The following is a 22,189-nucleotide window of genomic DNA, read 5'->3' as shown; positions in this document are numbered from 1 at the left end:
AATGTTATGTAAATAAAACTTTTAAATGAAATTCAATATACTTGAATATAATTATAAGTTTTATGTTTAACATTCAATACATCCTCTTTTAAATAAAACTATTCCATTATTAATTTAACAGGGCAGTGATCAGATCCTAATATTTCAGTATCTATAGAAGCTTCTTTTATTCTATCTTCTAAATTATTTGAAACTAAGAAATAGTCAATTCTCCATCCAGCATTATTTTTTCTTGCATTAAATCTATATGACCACCAAGAATAAACTCCCTCTAAATCTGGATTGAAATAACGGAAAGTATCTATAAACCCACTTGATAGTAGTGTAGAAAATTTATCTCTTTCCTCATCTGTAAAGCCAGCATTTTTTCTATTTGTCTTAGGATTTTTTAAATCTATCTCCTTATGAGCCACATTTAAATCTCCACATACAACTACTCCTTTTTTAGATGAAAGCTCTAAAAGATAATTTCTAAAATCATCTTCCCATTCCATTCTATACTCTAATCTAGCAAGTTCACTTTGTGAATTTGGAGTATAAACAGTTACCATAAAAAAGTCTTCAAATTCTAAAGTTATAACTCTTCCTTCTTTATCATGATGCTCCATATTTATTCCATAATAAACATTTAGAGGTTCTTTTTTAGTGAATATTGCAGTTCCTGAATACCCCTTTTTCTCAGCATAGTTCCAGTATTGATGATATCCCTCTAGATCTAAGTCTATTTGTCCTTCTTGAAGTTTAGTCTCCTGTAGACAGAATATATCAGCATCTTCAGATTTAAAGTAATCTAAAAAGCCTTTTTTAACACAAGCTCTTAAGCCATTAACATTCCATGATATTAATTTCATTTAAATTTCCTCCTATACTTAATCAATAAAAAATATAATTAAGTTTAAAATATAACAAATGATTTATTCCTAAATTCAATTGTATATAATATATTGTAATAAAAAAAATTAAATAAATCATTATTTAATTTTAAATAATTGTAATATAATTATTTAAAAGAAATAACAAGGGGGCTAAATTAAATGAATAAGTTAATTAGATTTGCTAATCAAAAGGATTTAAAGGCTACTGTGGAATTTGATTTACACAAAAATGAAGAGGTTATTTCTAACAAAATAGATATGAAGGAAGTTATATTAGCTAAATTAGACAATAAATTTGTAGGATGTCTAAAAATAGAGTATATATGGACTCATATACCTTTTATAAGCTATATAGTGGTTAAAGATGGACTTAGAGGTTCTGGAATAGGTGAAAGTCTTTTAAACTTTTTAGAGGGATATTTAAAGCAACAAAGAACATCATTTATATATTGATGCTTTTTGTTGCTTTAGATTTAATCTATATAACTTACAAAAGCTACTCCATTATAAGTATCAATTGATTTAAAGCCTATGTTTTTATAAAATTCAATTGAAGATTCTTTATCCTCACTTATTAGAATCTTTTGTGTAACATGTTTATATTCATCTAATACAGAATCAATCAAACCTCTACCAATACCATTACCTTGATATTCGGGAAGTACTACTATATCTTGTATATATATTATAGTTAGTCCATCTCCAACAACTCTAATAAGACCTATTAATTTTTCTTCATGCCATGCTGAAATTATCTTTAATGAATTTTTAAATGCCTCTTCTAATTTTCCTAAATCTTCAGTATAGTCAAACCATCCTACGCTTTCATATAAGGAAGAAATACTTTTTATATCCTTAATTAAATCTTTTTTTAAAATTACTTTTTCTAAATTCATAATACCTCTTTAATCAAAATAATATTTTTTATTTATTATATTCAATGTTAATCTATATAAACTTTAAATATTTTAGATACATTATGAGTTGAATCCCAAATACCATCCACTTGAAAATTATATTCTCCTTTTTCCTCAGGAAGCGTAAAGGAAAATTCTTCATTAGATTCTTCTTTCAAAAGTTTATAATCTTTATAAGGAGAAACAGAAATGTCCTGTATAACTACAGATTTTGGCTCTTTAGAGAATCTTATTTTTATCTTTTCTCCACCCTTTGCATATAATGGCTCCTTTAAATTTTCAATAGGCTCAGCAAAAGTGCTATTTCCTCCCGTTTCTTTATTAAACCAATTAAATTCTCCATTTATTGTTGGTACTTTTTCATTATTATAAGTTATTTTAATTGATGGTTTATTAATAGGAACACCACCTTTAAAAATCATAGCTATTATAGTAAGTGTAACTATTATAAATGTTAAGAAAAATATTAATTTACTTTTATACTTCGAAAATATACTCAACTTATAATATCCCTTCTTTATTGTAATTAAATGTATTTTATTCTATTATAAGTAATAAAGTGAGGATAATCAATTGATTTAAATAAGTTTTTAGAATATATTTTCTAAAATAAAAAAACTCTAGTTATAAAGCTAGAGTTTTTTTATAAATTTATTAAACTATTTTATATTTCTGCTTCCTGGCTTTATGTAAGGAACTCCTTCTTTACATAGTGGACAGTTTTCTGCTTCAAAGCTTTCTATATCAAGTTTTATTGAACTATACATTGGGAAATCTGTTACATTTCCTGGAGTTCTATCTACTATACAAACTACTGCAACAACTTCTCCCCCTTGTTCTTCAATTACCTTTGCAGCTTCCTTAAAGCTTTTACCTGTAGTTACAACATCTTCTGTTATTACTACCTTTTGCCCTTTTTCTATAGTAAATCCTCTTCTTAGAGTCATTTCTCCATTTTCTCTTTCAGTAAAGATTGCAGGTTTACCTAATTGTCTTCCTAATTCGTAAGCTACTATAACGCCTCCCATAGCTGGTCCTACAACTAAGTCAAAATCTATATCTTTTAATTGATCAGCTACAACCTTTAATACTTTCTCAGCTTTTTCTGGATGTTTTAATAATTGAGCACATTGGCAGTATCTATTTGAGTGTCTTCCTGATGATAATAAGAAATGTCCTTCTAATAATGCTCCAACCTCTTTTAATGTATCTATAACCATAGCGTCTGTATTTTTCATATTTAATTCCTCCAAAACTTTCTTATTTTCTTAATATCTTCAAAATTACTTTTTATAAAAATCACTATATTAATATGAAGATAAATTTTGTGATTTAATAATATTCAAAATATATTTGTAAACTTTATTACTTTATGCAACCTACAATTTCATTAATATTTTTTAATCCTTCTTTTGTGCAAAAATCTTCTAAGCCTTTTATTATTTCTAGACCTGCTTTAGGATTTACAAAGTTTATTGTACCTATTTGTATAGCTGATGCTCCTGCCATCATAAATTCTATGGCATCCTCTGCTGTAGAAATTCCTCCCAATCCTATTACTGGAATATCTACAGTTTTAGAAACTTCATGAACCATTCTAAGGGCTATAGGTTTTACAGCTGGTCCAGAAAGTCCTGCATACACATTATTAAATACTGGCTTTCTATTTTTTATATCTATTGCCAGTCCTTTTAATGTATTTATTAAAGAGATTGAATCTGCTCCAGCTTCTGCACATCTATATGCCATATTGCATATATTCTCAGCATTTGGTGATAATTTTACCATTAAAGGTTTATCACATATTTTTCTAACCTTAGAAACCACTTCATATGCCACATCTGATTGTATTCCAAAGGCCATTCCACCAGATTTTACATTAGGACAAGATATATTTAGCTCTATCATGTCTATCTTTTCTTTATTTAAAAGAGATACTGCTTTTTCATAATCCTCTATAGTAGCTCCTCCTACATTTGCTATTATATTTGTTCCTAGTTCTAACATTTTAGGAAGTTCTACTTCTATAAATTTCTCTATACCTGGATTTTGAAGTCCTACTGAATTCATTATTCCTTGAGGAGTTTCATATATTCTTATTCCTTCATTACCTTCTCTACTATTAAGAGTTAGTCCTTTTGAACTTATTCCTCCTAATTCTCCCACATCATAGAAGTTATTGTACTCAGCTCCAAAGCCGAAAGTACCTGATGCTGCTATAACAGGGTTTTTAAAATCTACTCCATTTATAACTGTTTTTAACATACTTTTAACCCCTCCTAAATTAGAATTCAACTTCTAATCCATTAAATACTGGACCATCTTTACAAGTTCTCTTATTTCCTGACTTTGTTTTACATGTGCATACTAAGCAAGCACCTACTCCACAAGCCATATGTTTTTCCATGGAAATATACACATTAACCTTAGCTTCTTTGCACATTTCAACTACCTTCTTCATCATGATTTCCGGTCCACAGCATAGCACTGTATCATACTCTTGAAGAGGAAGAATTTCTGTTATGAATCCTTTATGTCCATGTTTTCCGGTATTTGTTGAAATTTTAACTTCGTCTACATATTCTTCTATGTTATCTACTAAGTATATGTGGTCTCTAAATCCACCATAGAAATCCATTTTAATATCTTTATTATTTTTCCTAAGGCTTTTTGCAAGTTCTAGCATTGGAGCTGTTCCTATACCTCCACTTACTAAAGCAACTTTTCCGTAATCTTTATTTATATCAAAACCATTTCCTAAAGGACCTATTATTTCTATTTCATCTCCAGAAATCATTTTTTTCATTTCATTTGTTCCGGATCCAACAGTAGCATACACAAAGCGTACATCATTCCCATTTACTTCACAAACACTTATTGGTCTTCCTAAGAAAGTGTTTGGAGTTTTTATCATATAAAATTGTCCAGCAGTTATTTTAGCTTCATGCTCTACTACTAGTGAGTATATTCCCTCTACTAATTCAATATTTTCTTTTACTTTACCTTTGAAATATTCCATAGCCATAATCTGTCCTCCCAAGTGTTTTATCTATTTTAAAATCGCTTCTCTTATACTGTCTCTCATTGAAATGGCTTCTTTTCTAGCGCATTCTGCAAAGTTTTTACTATCTTCCATAGCTTTATAGGCTAATAGTATCTTTCTTGAAGAGTTTACAATTCCACCATTTCCATTTTTAAGATAAGCCGCCACATCTTTAGCAGTTCCTCCCTGTGCACCATATCCAGGTATTAAAAATGGCATTGTATCTAGTTTATCTCTCATTTCTTTTGCTTCTTCTTGATGAGTACAACCTACAACTCCACCTATTGAACTATAACCATGTTTTCCTAAATAGTTTTTTCCTAGAGTATTTAACTTTTCTCCAACTACATCATAAACTTTCTTTCCATCTCCAGCCTCTAGATACTCTATATCTTCAGCTCCTTTATTTGAAGTTCTTACTAGTACAAATACTCCTTTTTCATTTTTTTCTATATAAGGTAAGTATGGATCTATGCTATCCATTCCCATATATGGATTTAGAGTTATAAAATCACTTTCAAAATCCCCTTCAAAGTGAGCCTTTGCGTACATTTTAGCCGTTGCAGCTATATCCCCTCTTTTTATATCAGCTATTATTAAAGCATTCTTTTCTCTTAAATAACTTAAGGTATTTTTGTAAGCTTCTAATCCCTTAAGACCAAGAGCTTCGTAATAAGCTATTTGAACTTTAAAACATGCAGATACATCTAGTGTGGCATCTATTATTTCTTTATTGAAGGCAAATAACATATCACTTTCATTTGAAAACTTACTTTTAAACTCCTCTGGTATATAATCTAAGCTTGTATCTAGTCCAACACAAACTACTCCGTTTTTTTCTACTTTTTCAAATAATTTATCAGCTATCATATATACCTCCTAAAATTCACCCTTATAAACTATTTTTCCATTCTTTATTGTTACTACTACATCTCCATAAAACTCCATTCCATTAAATGGTGAGTTTTTACTTCTAGATACTATATCTTCTTCTTTGAATATTCTTTTCTTGTTTAAATCTATAAGAACTAAATCTCCAAGAAAACCTGGTTGAAGTTTTCCTTTATTTATGTTTAATAACTTAGCAGCATTTCCACTCATTAATTGGCTTAGCTTATTTAAGCTTATGTGATTTTCTTTAACTAGCTTCGTATAACATATTGAGAAAGCTTGTTCAATTCCAATCATGCCAGGTGCCCCTTTTTCCTTATCTTCCTTTGAATGAGGAGCATGATCTGTTCCTATACAATCAACATAGTTCATTTTTATTGCCTTTATTAAGAAATTTACATCCTCTTCTTCTCTTATAGGAGGATTAACTCTATAATTACTAATCTTATTATTTAAAGCTAAGTGGTGTGGAGTTATTTCGCAAGTTACTTTAACTCCATCATTTTTTCCTTCTATTATATATTTCATAGCTTCCTTAGTACTTACATGAGACATATGAAGTCTACAATCTACAAACTTTGCTAATGTAATATCTCTCCATGTCATCATATTTTCAGCTAATCTCATATCAACCTTTGAGAATTCTGGACTTTCAGCATGAGACATTACTATCCAGTTATTTTCCTTAGCTATTTTCATAGCTTCCATCATAATCTTAGAATCTGACACACCTTTACCGTCATCTGTTATTGCCTTAACATTAGGATTTCCCTCAAATTCTCTAAGATGATTTATTTCTTCACCTGATAAATTCTTTGTTATAGAAACTGTTTGATATAAATCTACTAAGCCTATCTCTTTACCCTTATTAACCACGTAATCTAAAATTTCTTTTGAACTACAAACTGGTTTTGTGTTTGGCATTAAGGTTACTGTTGTGTATCCACCCCTCACTGCAGCCTTAGATCCACTTTCAATATCCTCTTTATATTCAAAACCTGGATCTCTAAAGTGTGCATGAGTATCTATAAATGCAGGCATAAGTACTAAGCCTTTTCCATCTAGGATTTCACATTCCTTATTTAGTTCAGTTCCAAGTTCTTTTATTACCCCTTTTTCTATATATATATCACCAAAAAAGTTGTTGCTTTCATCTATTAAATTTACATTTTTAATTAGCAAATTCATCTTAATTATGTCCTCCTAAATTTAATGCTTTTGAAAAGTGTTTTCTGCGTTACAATAATCACAATTGTATGTATTATTCTTTTTGTCTATTAAAGTAAAGCTTTGAGGAACATATTTTTCCACTTGAGTTATACATTTTGTGTTTTTACATTTGTGATTTTGTAATTCTCTATTTTTCATCCTATTACGCCTCCCCTAAAAGTTTTGCCATTAAGGCCATTCTTACATACATTCCGCATTTGGCTTGCTTAAAGTAAAATGCTCTTGAATCTTCATCTACTTCATAGGCTATTTCATTTACTCTTGGAAGAGGATGAAGAACCATCATATCTTCTTTGGCACCCTTCATTTTTGCTTCATCTAATACATATACATCTTTTAATCTTTCATACTCACTTTGATCTACAAATCTTTCTCTTTGTATTCTTGTCATGTATAAAATATCAGCTTCCTTAATTCCTTCTTCTAAGCTAGTAATTTCTTTGTATTCTATATTATTTTTTTCTAAAATTTGCTCTCTAATATAATTAGGGATTCTTAGTTCTATTGGAGATATTAAGATGAATTTATTATTTTTATATCTTGAAAGTGCTTTTATAAGAGAATGCACTGTTCTACCGAATTTTAAGTCTCCACATAATGCAATTGTATTTCCTTCTAGGTTTCCTTTATATTCTTTTATTGTAAGAAGATCTGTTAATGTTTGAGTTGGATGTTGATGACCTCCATCTCCTGCATTTATAACTGGGATATCTGAATACATTGAAGCAACTTTTGCTGCTCCTTCTAAAGGATGTCTCATTGCTATAAGATCTGCATAGCAGTTTACTGTTTTAATAGTATCTCTTAAAGATTCTCCTTTAGAAACTGATGAAGAATTTGGTTCTGAGAAACCTATAACTTGTCCACCTAGTCTAAGCATTGCTGATTCAAAAGACAATCTTGTTCTAGTGCTTGGCTCATAGAAAAGTGTTGCTAGAATTTTACCATTGCATATGTTTTGATATTCTTTTGGATTTGCCATAATTTGATGTGCTAATTTGAAAATTTCATCAAATTCCTCTATTGTGAAATCTGATGGATCTAATAAGTGTTTGTTTTTTAACATAAAATTTCACTCCTTTTTAACCTCTCTGTGTTAATTTAAAGAAGAAAAGCTATATAATTTTATTAAAAAAAGTCTTCCTAAGATAAGGAAGACTTTTCACGTATAAATAAATCTTTTAAGATTATAATTCAACTATATAACTTCCTTATTGATCTCTCTGGATCAAATTTAAAGGTTATTTTATTCAGCCTCTCTGGACTGCTTTTATTGTGCTTATAATACCATATTAGAAATTTTATGTCAATAATGTTTTTAATAATTATTTTTTATTTTAAATTAAAAATAAAACTTACAAACACATTTTGAGAATTAATTAAATTCTTATAAGAATTTAAATCTTAGAATAATTATATATTCTCTCCACATTATTTGTAAGTTCTATTATTAAGGTTTTATAAAATACATTAAATCTTAGTGCCAATTATTCATGATGGAGTCCCAAGTCATTTTACCAGATTTTGCCAAGGTAACAGTCCCGTAGACTGAGTTAGGAATTCCACTTGACATTACTGTACAAGCAAAGTTCCCTTTTTGAGTATGAATTAAGGCCGTATCATTCTCAACTCCCTTTTTGTCTCCTGTTTTGCTTGATATATCAAACTTAAGATTGTCTGGTATATATAAAGCTAGTTTGTTTTTAATCTGTTGTCTTGTAAGTATATCTATAAGCATTTGAGAGTTTTCTTTACTTAAGAAGGAACCCTCACTAAGTTTTTTCCAGGCTAAAGTTAAATCATAAGCTGTTGTATAATTTTCTACATCTGATTTGAAATTTCTTTCATCGGCAGTTTTTCTATTAAGCTCAGTATTTTTCATACCAAATTCTTTAATAGTTTCATTTATTTTATCCATACCGACTAAGTCAATTATTTTATTTGCTGCTGTATTATCACTTTGAATTAGCATTGCTACCATAAGTTCAAATACAGTATAATCCCTCTCTCCAAACTCATGTATTATACCAGTTCCATAGACCTTATCTGAACTTTCTATTTTAACTTTATCCAAAAAGTCTATTTTGCCTTCCTCTACTTCTTTTATAAGAGCTATAGCTATAGGTAATTTCATACAACCTGCTGAAATCATTTTAACGTTCTCATTATAACCATAAGTATAACCACTCTTTAAATCCTCAAAGAAAAAGCTATACGAACCAATTCTGCTCTCTAAATATTTTTGAACTTCTTTCATAAATACCCACCAGCTTTCTTTTAATGTTGCTTTTATTGTTGCCTTGTTTAAAGTGTACCATATTTTCAGAAAATTTTGAAGTATTAATTGTAAATTTTTTCTTATTAACGTTTAATTTTTTCACTTTAAGATGAATCTTTATCCTTATGATTTACTAAGTTATAAGTGAAATTTTACTAAACATAAAAGAAAACACTCATCAAATTAAAATATGATGAGTGTTTTTATATTATTAATCAGCGAAACTAATTCCTATGCTTTTAGCAGTGTTTACTAATTCACCTTCTGGATCTACATTTTTAGTATGTCCAATTACATTTTCTAAGCTTTCATAGGATACTTTATTTCCTTTTAATGCAACCATGTTTCCAAATAAATTACTATTTATAAGTTCAACAGCTTTAACTCCATATTTAGTGGAAAGTATTCTATCATAGGTAGAGGTGTTTCCCCCTCTTTGTATATGTCCAAGCACAGTGCTTCTTATTTCATGATTCTTTATTAATCCTTCTAAGTCAATAGCTAATTTGTTAGCTATTCCACCTAATCTTATTGGGTCTGGACTATCGTCAACTATTTTAGAAACAACTACTTCTCCATCTTTAGGTTTTGCTCCTTCTGCAACTACAATAATTGTAAACTGTTTTCCGGCTTCTTCTCTTTCTTTTACTTTTTCAACTATTTTGTTTATATCGTAAGGTATTTCAGGTAATAATATTACATCAGCAGAACCAGCTATTCCTGATTCTAAAGCAATCCAACCAGCGTTTCTTCCCATAACTTCTAAAAGCATTATTCTATGATGTGACTCAGCTGTAGTATGAAGTCTATCTAAAGCTTCTGTAGCTATTTCTGTGGCAGTATTAAATCCAAAGGTTACATCTGTGGCTAATAAATCGTTATCTATTGTTTTAGGAACACCTATTACATTTACACCTTTTCTTGCGAAATCTCTTGCAGAGGTTAAAGTTCCATCTCCTCCAATAACAACTAGAGCATCTACCCCTTCTTTCTTTAAGTTTTCAACACCAACATCAGAAACATCTTTTTTAACTATTTTACCATTCTCATCTTCAACTTGATAATCGAATAGGTTGTCCTTATTTGAACTATGAAGTATTGTTCCTCCTCTATGAAGTATTCCAGAAACAGAATCAAGATCTAATTTTACAAAGTCGTTATTATATAGACCTCTATATCCAAATTTATAACCTATAACTTCATATCCATATTTTAAGATTGCAGTTCTAGTTACAGCCCTTATTACTGCATTTAATCCAGGACAATCTCCTCCTCCTGTTAGTATAGCTATTTTCTTAATTGGTTGCATCATATAAAATCCTCCTCCTAAACAATTTTAAACCATAGTTTGTAAGTTTTTTACAATTACCTTCTAAGTAAATGATATCATATAAAGCTTTTTTTTGAAAGTAAAATTATTTTAAAAATTTAGAAAATTATAATAATTTTACACGGATATTAGTAAAATTATCATTTGCTTCGATAAAAAAAGACAAGGAATTTTATCCTTGTCTTTTTTGTTAACTAATTACTTTAGTAAATATTAAAATAGCTAATACTATACCAGCAAATACTCTGTATATAGCAAAAACTCTCATAGGTTTTTTCTTTAAGTAATTTATAAACTTATCTATAACAACTAATGAAACTATAAATGCAACTATAAATCCTAAGATTAAGGCAATTAAATAAGTTCCATCCATTTGAGAATAGTCAAATTTAAATAATTTTAATCCTGATGCCCCAACCATAACTGGTATTCCTAAGAAAAATGTAAATTCTGTAGCAACAGTTGTGCTTAATCCAGAAATCCATCCTCCCATTATTGTTGATGCACTTCTTGACATTCCAGGCCATAAAGATAAACATTGGAAACATCCAACTAGTAATGATTGTCCATATGTCATTTTATCAATATCTTTTACAATCTTACTTCTTTTAGCTCTTTTTCTAAAGTTATTTTCTATAACTATAAGTAATATACCACCTACTATGAATCCTACAGCTACAGTTTTAGTTGAAAATAAATACTTATTAATCTCATCATCAAATAAGAACCCTAAAATCGCTGCTGGTATAGTAGCTATAATTACATTTATACCAAATCTAAAACCAGTTTTTGATTCTGCAAGTCTTTTTTCATATTTTCTTTTATCGCCTGATGTTTTTAATCCGATAAATGAAAATATGTAACTTAAAAACTCAACTACTGAGCTACTTATCTTTCTCCAATATAATACTACAACTGCTAGTATGGCACCTAATTGAATAACGACTTCATACATTTCAGGAAATCCACCTGATTGTGTATTAAAGTGAATAAGGTCACCAACTAGAATCATGTGTCCTGTTGAGGAAACAGGAACAAACTCAGTAAGACCTTCAACAATTGCGATTATTAAGGCCTTAAGTATGAATAAAAAATCAATTCCCATAACTACACTCGCTTTCTAATAATTAAGTTTTACTTTTTTATTATAATTTCATTAGTTAAATTTGTCCACTTTTACATAAATATAAATAAAAGAGTATATCTAAAACTAATTTTATTAATAATTCTTGTAAATTATTATTACTTTATGCTTTTTATTCTAAAAGTAATTCATAATCATTTATTATTTTAAATTAGTTTTCATATACTCTTTCTTTAAATTATACAATTAAATATATTATTGATTTTCTTAATAAATCTTATTAAGCTTTTACTACTGAAAGTATTTCCTTTTCAACAGCACCTTCTTTTGGAACATAACTCTTTAATAATGTCATGTTTCCTTTTAAAGAATATTTTCCTAAAGATGCAGGTATGAATATACTATCTCCTTTTTTAATTGCTAATTCTCCTTCTTCTGAAGTTATGATTCCTTCTCCTTCAACACATGTAAATATGAAGAATCTTTCTTTATCACTCTCTTCTTCACATACTCCATGTATATCATATTTTTCTAATGAGAAATATTCACATAGTGAAAGATAAGTTTTATCATATTGATCATATGAAACTTTTAATCCCTTAGCTTTTTCTCCTTTTAATGAGAAATCGATACAATCTAAAGCTTTTTCAACATGGATTTCTCTTCCTCTGTTATAGTCATATACTCTATAAGTTGTATCACTATTTTGTTGGATTTCAGCTATTATAACACCTTCACATATAGCATGAACTAGTCCACTTCTTACAAAGAAAGTATCCCCTTTTTTAACTTCTACTCTATTTAAATACTGATCAAATTCACCAGTTTCTATAGCTTTAACAAATTGTTCTTTAGTACAATCCTTTGTTCCTACTATTAAATTAGCTCCTTCAAAAGCTTCAACAACATACCAAATTTCAGTTTTTCCAAGCTCTCCTTCAACTCTCATACCATATTCATCATTTGGATGAACTTGAACTGATAATTTATCTTTAGCGTTTATTAATTTTATAAGTAGAGGAAATTTCTCTTTTGATATTTCAGTACCTACTAAGTCACTTCCTAATTTATCTATTAACTCATCAAATCTTAACCCTTTATATTCACCATTTTCAACTATACTCATTCCATTTTGATGACAAGCAACATCCCAAGTTTCTCCTATCATTCCCTCTGGCATATTGTCTCTGAAAAGTTCGAAATCTCTTCCACCCCAAACTTTATCATAGTATAAGTTTTCAAATCTTATTGGATACATTTAGTATTCCCCCTAGTCTAGTTTATTTGTAGTCATTTGTATAATTAATTCTATTTAATTATATCCTTCCTATATATAATACAATATTTCTACATATATTGCATTGTAAAATTTCTAGTAAGTATAGAATAAATACATTTAATTTACTAATAATAAAAAATCCCTACTTATTATTAATAAATTACTGTATTGGTAAATTAAATACTTTGTGCTATACTATAATAGTTTAAGAAGATTGACTAAAAAGTAATTGTAAGGTGGTGTTTAAAATAGCTATTAAATCTTATCTAAGCATAATCTTATCTAAAATGACACAATTTATTTCAAAGAAAGTTTTTAAAGGTGGAACTAACTTTCCAGGTAAAGTAGCTTTAAAAATCGATAGAAACATTTTAAAAGTAGTTTCTAAAAATTATAAAGTTATTTTAGTTACTGGAACTAATGGAAAGACTACTACTACTTCAATGATATATAATGTCCTTAAAGGTAATGGATTAGATGTTATAACTAATGCTACTGGAGCAAACCTTTATCCAGGAATAGTTAGTACATTCGTAGCTAATTACAAATTCTCTTCAAATAAAGAAAGATATGCAGTAATTGAAGTTGATGAAGCTAACTTAAAATTTATAACAGAGTATATAACTCCAGAAATAATAACTGTAACTAATCTCTTTAGAGATCAGTTAGATAGGTATGGAGAGGTTTATACTACTCTTAATAAAATATTAGAAGGAGTTGTTAAAGTACCAAGTACTACTCTTCTTTTAAATGGAGATGAATCTTTATTAGGAAGACTTGATGTTAAAAACCCTAAAGTTTATTATGGATTCGAAGTTTCTCCAAATAAAAACAAGAATATAGAAATTAATGCTGATGCTAAGTTCTGTAAGTTCTGTAAAGAGCCTTATTCTTATAACTTTATAACATACAATCATCTTGGAAGTTTCTACTGTCCTAACTGTGGATTCAAAAGAGAAGATTTAAAATATAAAGTAGAAGAAATAGTAGAACTTACCCCTGAAAGTTCTAAGGTTGTTATAAATGGTGGTTTATTCACAATAACTCAACCTGGTACTTATAACATATACAATGCATTATGTGCTTATTCTGTTGCAAAAGAATTACATATTAATGATGAAGTTATTCAAAAATCATTCTCTAATCAAAGTTCATCCTTTGGAAGACAGGAAACAATAAAAATTGGAGATAAGGAAGCTAGAATTATCTTGGTTAAAAATCCAGCTGGATATAATCAAGCCTTAGATACTCTTCTTCTGAATTCAGAAAGCTTTGCTGCAGCATTCTTATTAAATGATAATTATGCAGATGGTAAGGATGTTTCTTGGATCTGGGATGTTGATTTTGAAAAATTAAATTCAATGGACTTAAATGAAATATTTATCTCTGGAATGAGAGCTTATGATATGGCTGTAAGATTGAAAATTGCTAATCTACCAGTTGAAAAGTTTTTAATAAAAGAAGATTTTGAAGGCTTAACAGAGGCAATCAAAAATTCTAAGGAAAACAAGGTTTATATCCTTGCAACTTATACTGCTATGATTAACTATAGAAAATACTTACATTCCAAAGGTTATATTGATAAGCTTTGGTAGTTAAAGGAGAGATTCATATGGAATTAAATATATGTCACTTATATCCTGATCTACTTAATGTTTATGGAGATGTAGGAAATATTTTAATATTAAAGCATAGAGCAAAATTGCGTGGAATCAAAGTAAATGTAATAAATGTTTCTATGGGTGATAAATTTGATAAAGATAATTACGATATAGTATTCTTTGGTGGCGGTCAAGACTTTGAACAATCAATAGTATCTGATGACTTAATAAACCTAAAAAAAGATGTTCTAAAAGAATATGTTGAAGAAGGAAAAGTTCTTTTAGCTATCTGTGGTGGATATCAACTTTTAGGTAATTATTATACTGCCCCTACTGGAGAAAAAATAGATGGCTTAGGAATTTTAGATATATATACTGAAGGTGGAGACACTAGATTCATAGGTAACACAGTAATTCATAACGAAGAATTTGATGAAACTTATGTTGGCTTTGAGAATCACTCTGGTAGAACATTTATTGGAGATTTAAAACCTCTTGGAAAATGCATTCATGGTTATGGAAATAATGGGGAAAGTGGTTATGAGGGATGTATTTATAAAAATACTTTCTGTACATACTTCCACGGATCACTTTTATCTAAGAATCCAGAGCTTGCAGATAGAATTTTAACATTAGCTCTTAGTAATAAATATGATGATGTTTCATTATCACCTTTAGATGATACTTTTGAAATTAAAGCTAAGAATGTTATGATAGATAGATTAAATAATGAAAATAAGTAATTTTTTTTAAAAACAGAGATTTTTCTCTGTTTTTTCTATTTTTTTATTTTTATTTGTTTGTTTATTTTAATAATCATTTACGAGTATATTATTTAAGATAATATTTTATATGTAAAAAATAAATATACTATTAAATTTGTAAAAGGAATTGTAAGGAACTAATTAATCTTATTTCCACTTATTATTTTACTAAATATACACAAGCTATAATTGAAAAAAATTAAAGGTGGTGTTATTTATGAAACATAATGCAAAGGATAATTTTAGACTTGCTATTGATGAACTTTGTTCTTGCCAAAATCACTTAAATAATGCATATATGAACTTAAAGGAAGAAGAAAATAAAACAGAAGTACATGCAGCATTAAAAACAGTTGCTAGTGCTATAGAACATGCTCAAAATAATTATAATAATTATGAAGATTAATATTAAGGAGTGTTAGTTATGGGAGACTCAAATAAAAATATAAAAAGAGAACTTAATTTGGCAGTTAAAAATGCTCTTCATGCTCAAGAATATATAAATTTAGCTTTAAATACAGTTGAAAAGAATGAAAACAAACAACTTATTCAAAATACATTAAATAATATAAATAAATCTGTAGATATGACAAAAACTTCATTCTATGGATTTAAAGAATAAAATAAATTTTAACTATATAACTAAACATAAAATATAAATAAAGTGAGGTAGTTTTACCTCACTTTATTTTAACTAAATATTTTCTTTCAAAAAACTTTGGATTATAAGACATTTTTGATTTTCTTAATCCTAATACCCCTAAATCCTCTTCTCTATTAACATATTTTAAATATAAAAAAGAATTTTTTAATAGTTCATTATTTATAAAAGCATAGGCTCCTTTGAATTCTCTTAAACACTTCTCCACATGAACTATATATGTGCTATCATTAAATCCCTCCCCTATAGAAATTCCTATTAATTTATTGTCAACATAAAGTTTTATTAAATCTAAGTCTAATTGGCCTAAATAATTTATTAAGTTTCTTGTTCCATCTATTTCAGCTAAAAATTCCTCATCTATTTCTTTATTTTCTAAAGACCACTTATCTAAAAGTTCTAAGCATTCCTCCCTTTCTTTATTATCTAAAAAACTTTTAAAGAATGCGGTTTTATAATTATAATTTTTAATAAACTGATTATATTTATTTCTTTTCTTTCTAAATTTTCTTCCTGATAAATTTCTTAAATCATCAAAGTTATATACATAATCAAAGTTATTTATTTCTTCCTCAAAAATTAAATTTTCTTTATATATAGCTTCTAACCTATTAAGAAAATTTATGCTTACATCTCCAAATAACCATTTACTATTTTCTTTTTTTCTTATAAATTCTAAATAGTCAATAACATTTATTAAATCACTATTCTCTATATCACCTAAAGGTTCCATAAAAAAATTACCATTATTTTTATCATATTTTTTAATAATAAAAATATTATTTACTATATCATATTCTATATTATTAAAGTCTTTCCACATAAAAAGTGTAGCAAAAGAATATTCGCAGCTTAGAAATTTATTTTTATCTATATATTTGTAATAAAGAGATTTATCTTTTAAAGTAATTTTTTTAAACATAACTCCTCTTTAAATTTATAGCTTATTAAATATAATATGAAAAATCCCTCAGAGTTGTATATTTTTTCAATATTTTATATTATAATTAAAGAAGGTTAATATAAAATCTACTAAACATAAAATTTTTTTACTACATAATTAAAACTATTTGAATAAAGCAAATTATGTAAAATCTACACATTTTATTTATATTTATTTGTTAAGTTATACTCGTATAGTTTTATAATATTAATTAATAATAGTTGAGGTAATAAAGGTGAGAAGTAAGAGAATAAAAAAATTAAATTCAAAAAAGGTAGCACTACAAATTTCACTAGTACTTATAGCTTTATTCTTAATTTTAATTTCTGTAGTTTTATTTAAAACTTATTCTAGTAAAAATGTTACTTATGAAGGAATTTATGTTGAAAACATTAATGTGTCAAATTTAAATGAGAAAGATTTAAAGGAAAAATTAAATGAGCACTACTCTGATTTATTAAATAATTTTAAAATAACATTTAATTATAAAGACAATTTTAATGAAACTTTTTCAGCAAAAGATTTAGGATTTTTCTTTGATATTAATAATTTATCTAATCAGGTTTTTTCTTTCGGAAAAAATAGCAATATATTTTCTAATACAATAGAAAGATTAAATTTAAAATCTAATCCTAAATATTTTCAGTTTAAACCTCAATCAAATTCAGAGGTTTTAAGTGAAAAACTTTCTGAAATAAGTAATAAAATCGATAAAGAAAAGGTTGAACCAACTATTTCTTTTTCAAATGATTCTATATCAGCAACTAAAGAACAAATTGGGTACAAGCTTGACTTAGAAAAGCTTACTTCTGAAATAGTTAATGATTTAAATAATAGTCATGATAGTCTAAATTATACTATTAATATACCTGTGGAAGAAATAAAACCTAAATTAACTCAAGAAACTGTTAATAACATGGTTATTTTAGGATCCTATACTACTAAACTTCCTAGTTTAACAGGTGGACGTACTAAAAATATTAGTAATTATTTAAGTAAGCTTAATGGTACTATATTAATGCCAGGAGATATTTTTTCTGCTGATAAAGAAGGAGAAGATAGAACTGAAAGTAATGGTTATACTTATGCCCCTGGTTATATTGGAAACAAAGTAGTAGATATATTAGCCGGTGGAATATGTCAAGGAGTTACAACTCTTTATAACTCAGTATTATATGCTGACTTAAAAATAGTTGAGAGAGCTCCTCACAGCCTTCCAGTAACTTATGCTCCTATAGGTAGAGATGCTACCATGGCAAGTGGAGTTATTGACTTTAAGTTTCAAAATAATATGAATAATCCAGTTATTGTTCAAACTTATATAACTTCTTCTGGACAAGTTAAATCTAACATTTGGGGTATAAAAGAAGACCCAGGAAAAGAAATAGTTATATCTGTAGATCAACATGGACCTAAGTCATCAACAACTTATAAGGAAACTTATGAAAATGGAGTATTAGTAAAAAAAGAAGTGTTATCAAAGGACAAATATAATTAAAATAAAGGAAGCCAATTAATTGGCTTCCTTTATTTTAATTTATCTTCTTTTCTTAATTTTTGTAGTAATTCATTATATCTCTTATGTTTCATATTAGGGAATGCTTTTAAAAGTCTTCTTTGAAGAATATTATTTCTTCTTAAAGCTTTAGCTCTATTTAACATTTCTTCTTTTAAATTAGACTCACGTTTAAATTTGCTCATAGTAAGTTCTAATTCTTTCTCAGTCTTATCTATAAAGGAGATTCCAAACTTCTCAAATTCCTTAGATAAATCTTGAAGATTGTGTAGTTTTGAATTTAATTTAAGCATAGCTTGTACTGTTACTACAAAATCAATAGCAATTATAGCTGTTAAAATTATTGTTACAATAAAAACTATCTTTTCTGGAAACTTACTAACAAAATCAACTATAATAGGATTTATAAACTCAACTAATACTACTGATAATATACCAAATAGTGTGGAATTAAGTAAGCACACTCTTCCATGTATATTAAACTTATGTTTTGAATAATCCCACCACTTCGTATGGAATACTGCTTCTAATAAAAAAGAGGTAATATACTCTAAAACTGATGTAATTATTATTCCTAATATAAATACTAATATTACATTACTTTTATACATATCTAAAAATGTTAAAACAAAAAAAGCTCCAAATCCGTATACAGGGCATAGTGGCCCATTTAAAAAGCCTCTATTTGTAAACTTGTGATCTATTATATAACAATATATAACTTCACAGCACCATCCTAAAAAGCTATATATTATTATATACAAAATATTATATATAATGTTTTCCATAACTATAAAAAGAGAATTCCTCTCTTTTTAACTCACTTCCTTTCATAGTTTACTGATTATTTAGTATATTCTCTGCTTCAGGAGAAGCTATTTCCATGCCATATATGCCTAAGTCATTTACTGCTGTAATATTTACTACTACTTTTCCCTCGGATCCTTTTTGAAAATAACCTGCTAATATTTCTTTATGAGAATCTCCTAAAATATCTGTATAATACATAACTAAAGAACCATTTCCCTCTGCTTTTACCTTTACCTCCTCTGAACCACCTGCTTTTATACTTGGTACACTAATATTTTTACTGTTATTGCTATAACTTATTTGTAAACCACTTATTTCTTTATTAGTCTTATTATTAATAATGACTTTATATGTAGATTGGTTACTAAAAAAATAAAATCCTACTCCTATTAATACTATCAATATAACACCTAGAATAATTAATGTTTTTTTCTTCATATGCTACACTCTCCATTTTATTATTGTTAAAATAATTATACTACATAAATTCAATAAGAATCCATATTAAGAAAATATAAGAAAAACAACATCTTAAAAAGATGTTGTTTTAAATTATTTATTTTTCATTTTCTTTTCATAATTATGATAAAGTATAAAAGCAATTATAGAAAAAACTATTGGACCAGTTATTTGGAATGCCATAGCTGTATAATCCTTATCCTGAATAACAGGTTTTATTATTGTAAATAAATTTGCAAATCCAATTGTAAATGTTACTATTATTGACCAAATTAATGATGATTTATATGACTTATACATAACAAATGGTTTTTCTATATGTTTTTTCTTTTTAAATGCTGGGAAAGCTCCAGATAAGAACATATATGGTATTGTCATGGCCACATTACCCATTAATATTAAATAACTAAAGAATTTATTTGCAGATTCTCCACCAAAAGAAGCTACTAATATAAATATAACAACAACTATACATTGAACCCACATTGCATTAACTGGCATGTTATTTTCATTTAACACAGTCCATTTTTTTGGCCAGATTTCTTTAGGTGTTCCTTCTATTAATTGTTTAATAGGTGCATAACTTAATGTAAAGAAAGCTCCCATTAAGGCTAACATCATTGAAAGACCTATGTATCTTGCAAACCAAGCTCCTAATTGAAGTGAAGCATTAGTACTCATGCCAAAAGCTTGACCTAATTTTACACCTAAGTTTTGAATTACTATATATGCTACGTTTGCTAAGTTAACATTATCCCCTGATAATACTTCTTGCCAATTTGTAAATAATCCAACACAAAGTATTCCAACAGCATATCCAACGGCTATTATTATAGATGCAATCATTAATCCCTTTGGAAAATTCTTTTTAGCATCCTTAGTTTCATCAACTAATCCACTTACAGCTTCTAGTCCACCATAAGCAAAAACTGCAAAAACTAAAAATCCTAATACACCTATTGGTGATTGGTAAGATGGATTTTGTGCATGAACAAAGGCAGACCCATTTATTACCTCAGCAGGTTTAAATCCATTGCTTACAAAAACAATAATTGCTCCTAAAATAAGTACTATGTTTGATAATGCAACAACAGTTCCTCCAATTGAAGTAACCTTTGTTATACTCTTTAATCCTTTAGATGCTGCATAAGTTATAACTATTATAAGTATTGATCCTAATACAGCCATTGTCTGTGGAACACTTAATCCAAGTAAAGACCATGTTCCTGTAGTGTCTTTTCCATATATAACATTTGAGAAAGGAATCCATATTGATGATGAGTTACTAACTAACCATATTAAATTTGATGAATACCACATGAATGTAACTATGAAGGCATATTTAGGTCCTACAGATTTAGCCATCCATGAGTATATTCCCCCTCTTTCCTTTCTAAATGCTGCTCCATATTCTGCCATCATAAAAGCATATGGAATTGAGAAAGCTAAGGCTGATATTATGTACCATGGAATAGCACTATACCCCATTAAATAAAAGGCTTTTGGCATGTTAGCAAAACCATATACTGATGTGAAAATCATTAATATAAGCGCTGTTAAAGACAATTTACTTTTATGTTCTGAGCTCATATTTTTCCTCCTTGGTTAAATTATTAAGTTATAAAATTTTTATACATATAATATATCATCTTATCATAAAATTTAAATATTTTAAATAATTTTTGAACTAAATAATAATAAATTATTAATATTTAGTTAATAATTTATTATTATTATAATATCCTCAGAAAATCAAAGGTTTTTTTATTAATTAAATTACTATATATATTATGATAAAATAATTCAAAATAAAAGTTTTAATTTGTTAATGTAATAAATTATGTGATATTATCACAAAATATGTTATATTATTATTATAAATATTTTTTTGTGGGGTGATATTTTGGCAGCAGGAAAAACACATGACAAAATTACGGTTATTATGACCCCTTTTATAGCTTCTTTCTTTTTATTTATAAATATGATCTTCTTAGAAGACTTAGGAAGTAGCCTTGCCTTTACAATATTAGGCGTATCTGTATATATGTTTGGTGGGTATATGTTTTCTGGAGATTTAGATATTAAAAGTAGAGAATTTAGAAGATGGGGGTATTTAAAGTTTATTTGGATTCCATACCAAAAACTATTTGAACATAGAAGTGTTTTTACACACGGATTTATATTAGGACCTATAATAAGAATACTTTATGTATCTATTATCCCTATAACAATTTCTTCATTGTTATATTCTTTTTCCATAATTAATATATCTACACCAGAAATGTTAAAGTTAGTTTTTAATTTTATGTCAAAGAATAAAGTTTTATTTGGTAATATAGCTTTAGCCTTATTTTTAGGTTCTGGTCTTCATACCATAACTGATATGATATATAGTTATTTTAAAAAGAAATTCTCTTATAAAAAGAGAAAATCAAGTAAGAAATATAGTAGAAGTAAAAGACCTACAAGAAGGGTTGCATAATAGGAAAGGCTTAGCTATTAAAGCTA

25 protein-coding genes are annotated in these 22,189 nt (G+C 27.6%); 7 read left to right on the top strand and 18 right to left on the bottom strand.

What is annotated here, in order from left to right; translation table 11 throughout:
• Positions 1 to 98: 98 nt before the first annotated feature.
• Positions 99 to 851 (bottom strand): exodeoxyribonuclease III, encoded by a 753-nt coding sequence (locus QP548_RS05445; RefSeq protein ID WP_003475978.1) that lies wholly within the window; start codon positions 849 to 851, stop codon positions 99 to 101.
• A gap of 183 nt (positions 852 to 1,034) precedes the next feature.
• On the opposite strand from QP548_RS05445, the gene QP548_RS05440 reads away from it, so the two are divergent.
• Positions 1,035 to 1,328, top strand: coding sequence for a GNAT family N-acetyltransferase (locus tag QP548_RS05440; protein ID WP_081109946.1), 294 nt, complete (start codon positions 1,035 to 1,037; stop codon positions 1,326 to 1,328).
• Between the two features lie 20 nt (positions 1,329 to 1,348).
• On the opposite strand, the gene QP548_RS05435 is transcribed toward QP548_RS05440, so the two are convergent.
• The 13 genes from QP548_RS05435 to manA form a co-directional block, all read right to left on the bottom strand.
• The gene (locus QP548_RS05435; RefSeq protein WP_061427931.1) at positions 1,349 to 1,771 is read right to left on the bottom strand and encodes a GNAT family N-acetyltransferase; all 423 of its coding nucleotides are present in this window, start codon (positions 1,769 to 1,771) and stop codon (positions 1,349 to 1,351) included.
• A gap of 47 nt (positions 1,772 to 1,818) precedes the next feature.
• Positions 1,819 to 2,292: a hypothetical protein gene (locus QP548_RS05430; protein WP_061427933.1), complete on the bottom strand. Its 474-nt coding sequence runs from the start codon at positions 2,290 to 2,292 to the stop codon at positions 1,819 to 1,821.
• Positions 2,293 to 2,451: 159 nt separating this feature from the next.
• Entirely contained in the window at positions 2,452 to 3,030 is a 579-nt protein-coding gene (pyrE, locus tag QP548_RS05425) for an orotate phosphoribosyltransferase (RefSeq protein WP_061427934.1), read from the bottom strand.
• A gap of 127 nt (positions 3,031 to 3,157) precedes the next feature.
• The gene (locus QP548_RS05420; protein WP_061427936.1) at positions 3,158 to 4,057 is read right to left on the bottom strand and encodes a dihydroorotate dehydrogenase; all 900 of its coding nucleotides are present in this window, start codon (positions 4,055 to 4,057) and stop codon (positions 3,158 to 3,160) included.
• Positions 4,058 to 4,076: 19 nt separating this feature from the next.
• Positions 4,077 to 4,817, bottom strand: coding sequence for a dihydroorotate dehydrogenase electron transfer subunit (locus QP548_RS05415; protein WP_061427938.1), 741 nt, complete (start codon positions 4,815 to 4,817; stop codon positions 4,077 to 4,079).
• Between the two features lie 24 nt (positions 4,818 to 4,841).
• A complete protein-coding gene (pyrF, locus tag QP548_RS05410) occupies positions 4,842 to 5,705 on the bottom strand; it encodes an orotidine-5'-phosphate decarboxylase (protein ID WP_061427940.1) in 864 nt (287 codons plus the stop codon).
• Between the two features lie 9 nt (positions 5,706 to 5,714).
• Positions 5,715 to 6,914, bottom strand: a complete 1,200-nt coding sequence (locus tag QP548_RS05405) for a dihydroorotase (protein WP_061427942.1) — start codon at positions 6,912 to 6,914, stop codon at positions 5,715 to 5,717.
• Between the two features lie 21 nt (positions 6,915 to 6,935).
• Positions 6,936 to 7,094, bottom strand: coding sequence for an aspartate carbamoyltransferase (locus QP548_RS05400; RefSeq protein WP_041702664.1), 159 nt, complete (start codon positions 7,092 to 7,094; stop codon positions 6,936 to 6,938).
• Positions 7,095 to 7,098: 4 nt separating this feature from the next.
• A complete protein-coding gene (gene pyrB, locus QP548_RS05395) occupies positions 7,099 to 8,022 on the bottom strand; it encodes an aspartate carbamoyltransferase (RefSeq protein WP_003453538.1) in 924 nt (307 codons plus the stop codon).
• A gap of 411 nt (positions 8,023 to 8,433) precedes the next feature.
• Complete coding sequence (locus QP548_RS05390; RefSeq protein ID WP_061427944.1) at positions 8,434 to 9,213, bottom strand: serine hydrolase; 780 nt, start codon at positions 9,211 to 9,213, stop codon at positions 8,434 to 8,436.
• 232 nt (positions 9,214 to 9,445) lie between these two features.
• Entirely contained in the window at positions 9,446 to 10,546 is a 1,101-nt protein-coding gene (locus QP548_RS05385) for a 6-phosphofructokinase (protein ID WP_003462559.1), read from the bottom strand.
• Between the two features lie 208 nt (positions 10,547 to 10,754).
• Entirely contained in the window at positions 10,755 to 11,669 is a 915-nt protein-coding gene (locus tag QP548_RS05380; RefSeq protein ID WP_061427946.1) for an undecaprenyl-diphosphate phosphatase, read from the bottom strand.
• A 259-nt stretch (positions 11,670 to 11,928) separates the two neighbouring features.
• A complete protein-coding gene (gene manA, locus QP548_RS05375; protein WP_061427947.1) occupies positions 11,929 to 12,906 on the bottom strand; it encodes a mannose-6-phosphate isomerase, class I in 978 nt (325 codons plus the stop codon).
• Positions 12,907 to 13,166: 260 nt separating this feature from the next.
• Between manA and QP548_RS05370 the strand changes: the two genes are divergently transcribed.
• From QP548_RS05370 to QP548_RS05355, 4 genes are all read left to right on the top strand, one after another.
• Entirely contained in the window at positions 13,167 to 14,522 is a 1,356-nt protein-coding gene (locus QP548_RS05370) for a Mur ligase family protein (protein ID WP_164791431.1), read from the top strand.
• A 17-nt stretch (positions 14,523 to 14,539) separates the two neighbouring features.
• Positions 14,540 to 15,271, top strand: a complete 732-nt coding sequence (locus QP548_RS05365) for a type 1 glutamine amidotransferase (RefSeq protein ID WP_061427949.1) — start codon at positions 14,540 to 14,542, stop codon at positions 15,269 to 15,271.
• A gap of 238 nt (positions 15,272 to 15,509) precedes the next feature.
• On the top strand, positions 15,510 to 15,698 hold the full coding sequence (locus tag QP548_RS05360) for a VWA domain-containing protein (protein WP_003481264.1): 189 nt from the start codon (positions 15,510 to 15,512) through the stop codon (positions 15,696 to 15,698).
• A gap of 18 nt (positions 15,699 to 15,716) precedes the next feature.
• Positions 15,717 to 15,914 carry a hypothetical protein gene (locus QP548_RS05355; RefSeq protein ID WP_003456426.1) on the top strand — a complete coding sequence of 66 codons (198 nt, stop codon included), beginning with the start codon at positions 15,717 to 15,719 and terminating at the stop codon, positions 15,912 to 15,914.
• A 58-nt stretch (positions 15,915 to 15,972) separates the two neighbouring features.
• On the opposite strand, the gene QP548_RS05350 is transcribed toward QP548_RS05355, so the two are convergent.
• Complete coding sequence (locus QP548_RS05350; RefSeq protein ID WP_061427951.1) at positions 15,973 to 16,875, bottom strand: DUF2156 domain-containing protein; 903 nt, start codon at positions 16,873 to 16,875, stop codon at positions 15,973 to 15,975.
• A 256-nt stretch (positions 16,876 to 17,131) separates the two neighbouring features.
• Between QP548_RS05350 and QP548_RS05345 the strand changes: the two genes are divergently transcribed.
• A complete protein-coding gene (locus tag QP548_RS05345) occupies positions 17,132 to 18,394 on the top strand; it encodes a VanW family protein (protein ID WP_061427954.1) in 1,263 nt (420 codons plus the stop codon).
• Between the two features lie 29 nt (positions 18,395 to 18,423).
• On the opposite strand, the gene QP548_RS05340 is transcribed toward QP548_RS05345, so the two are convergent.
• From QP548_RS05340 to yjeM, 3 genes are all read right to left on the bottom strand, one after another.
• On the bottom strand, positions 18,424 to 19,200 hold the full coding sequence (locus QP548_RS05340) for a putative ABC transporter permease (protein WP_061427956.1): 777 nt from the start codon (positions 19,198 to 19,200) through the stop codon (positions 18,424 to 18,426).
• Between the two features lie 49 nt (positions 19,201 to 19,249).
• Positions 19,250 to 19,660 (bottom strand): hypothetical protein, encoded by a 411-nt coding sequence (locus QP548_RS05335; protein ID WP_003453591.1) that lies wholly within the window; start codon positions 19,658 to 19,660, stop codon positions 19,250 to 19,252.
• Positions 19,661 to 19,774: 114 nt separating this feature from the next.
• On the bottom strand, positions 19,775 to 21,271 hold the full coding sequence (yjeM, locus tag QP548_RS05330) for a glutamate/gamma-aminobutyrate family transporter YjeM (RefSeq protein ID WP_003456419.1): 1,497 nt from the start codon (positions 21,269 to 21,271) through the stop codon (positions 19,775 to 19,777).
• A 313-nt stretch (positions 21,272 to 21,584) separates the two neighbouring features.
• Here yjeM and QP548_RS05325 point away from each other — a divergent pair, with 313 nt between their 5' ends.
• Positions 21,585 to 22,163, top strand: coding sequence for a metal-binding protein (locus tag QP548_RS05325; protein ID WP_061427958.1), 579 nt, complete (start codon positions 21,585 to 21,587; stop codon positions 22,161 to 22,163).
• Positions 22,164 to 22,189 lie beyond the last annotated feature (26 nt).

The sequence above is a fragment of the Clostridium sp. UMB9555A genome (assembly GCF_030222355.1).
GTDB lineage: Bacteria > Bacillota > Clostridia > Clostridiales > Clostridiaceae > Sarcina > Sarcina perfringens.
Note: the sequence above shows the minus strand (reverse complement) of the source record. Positions and strands in the feature narration are given on the sequence as shown.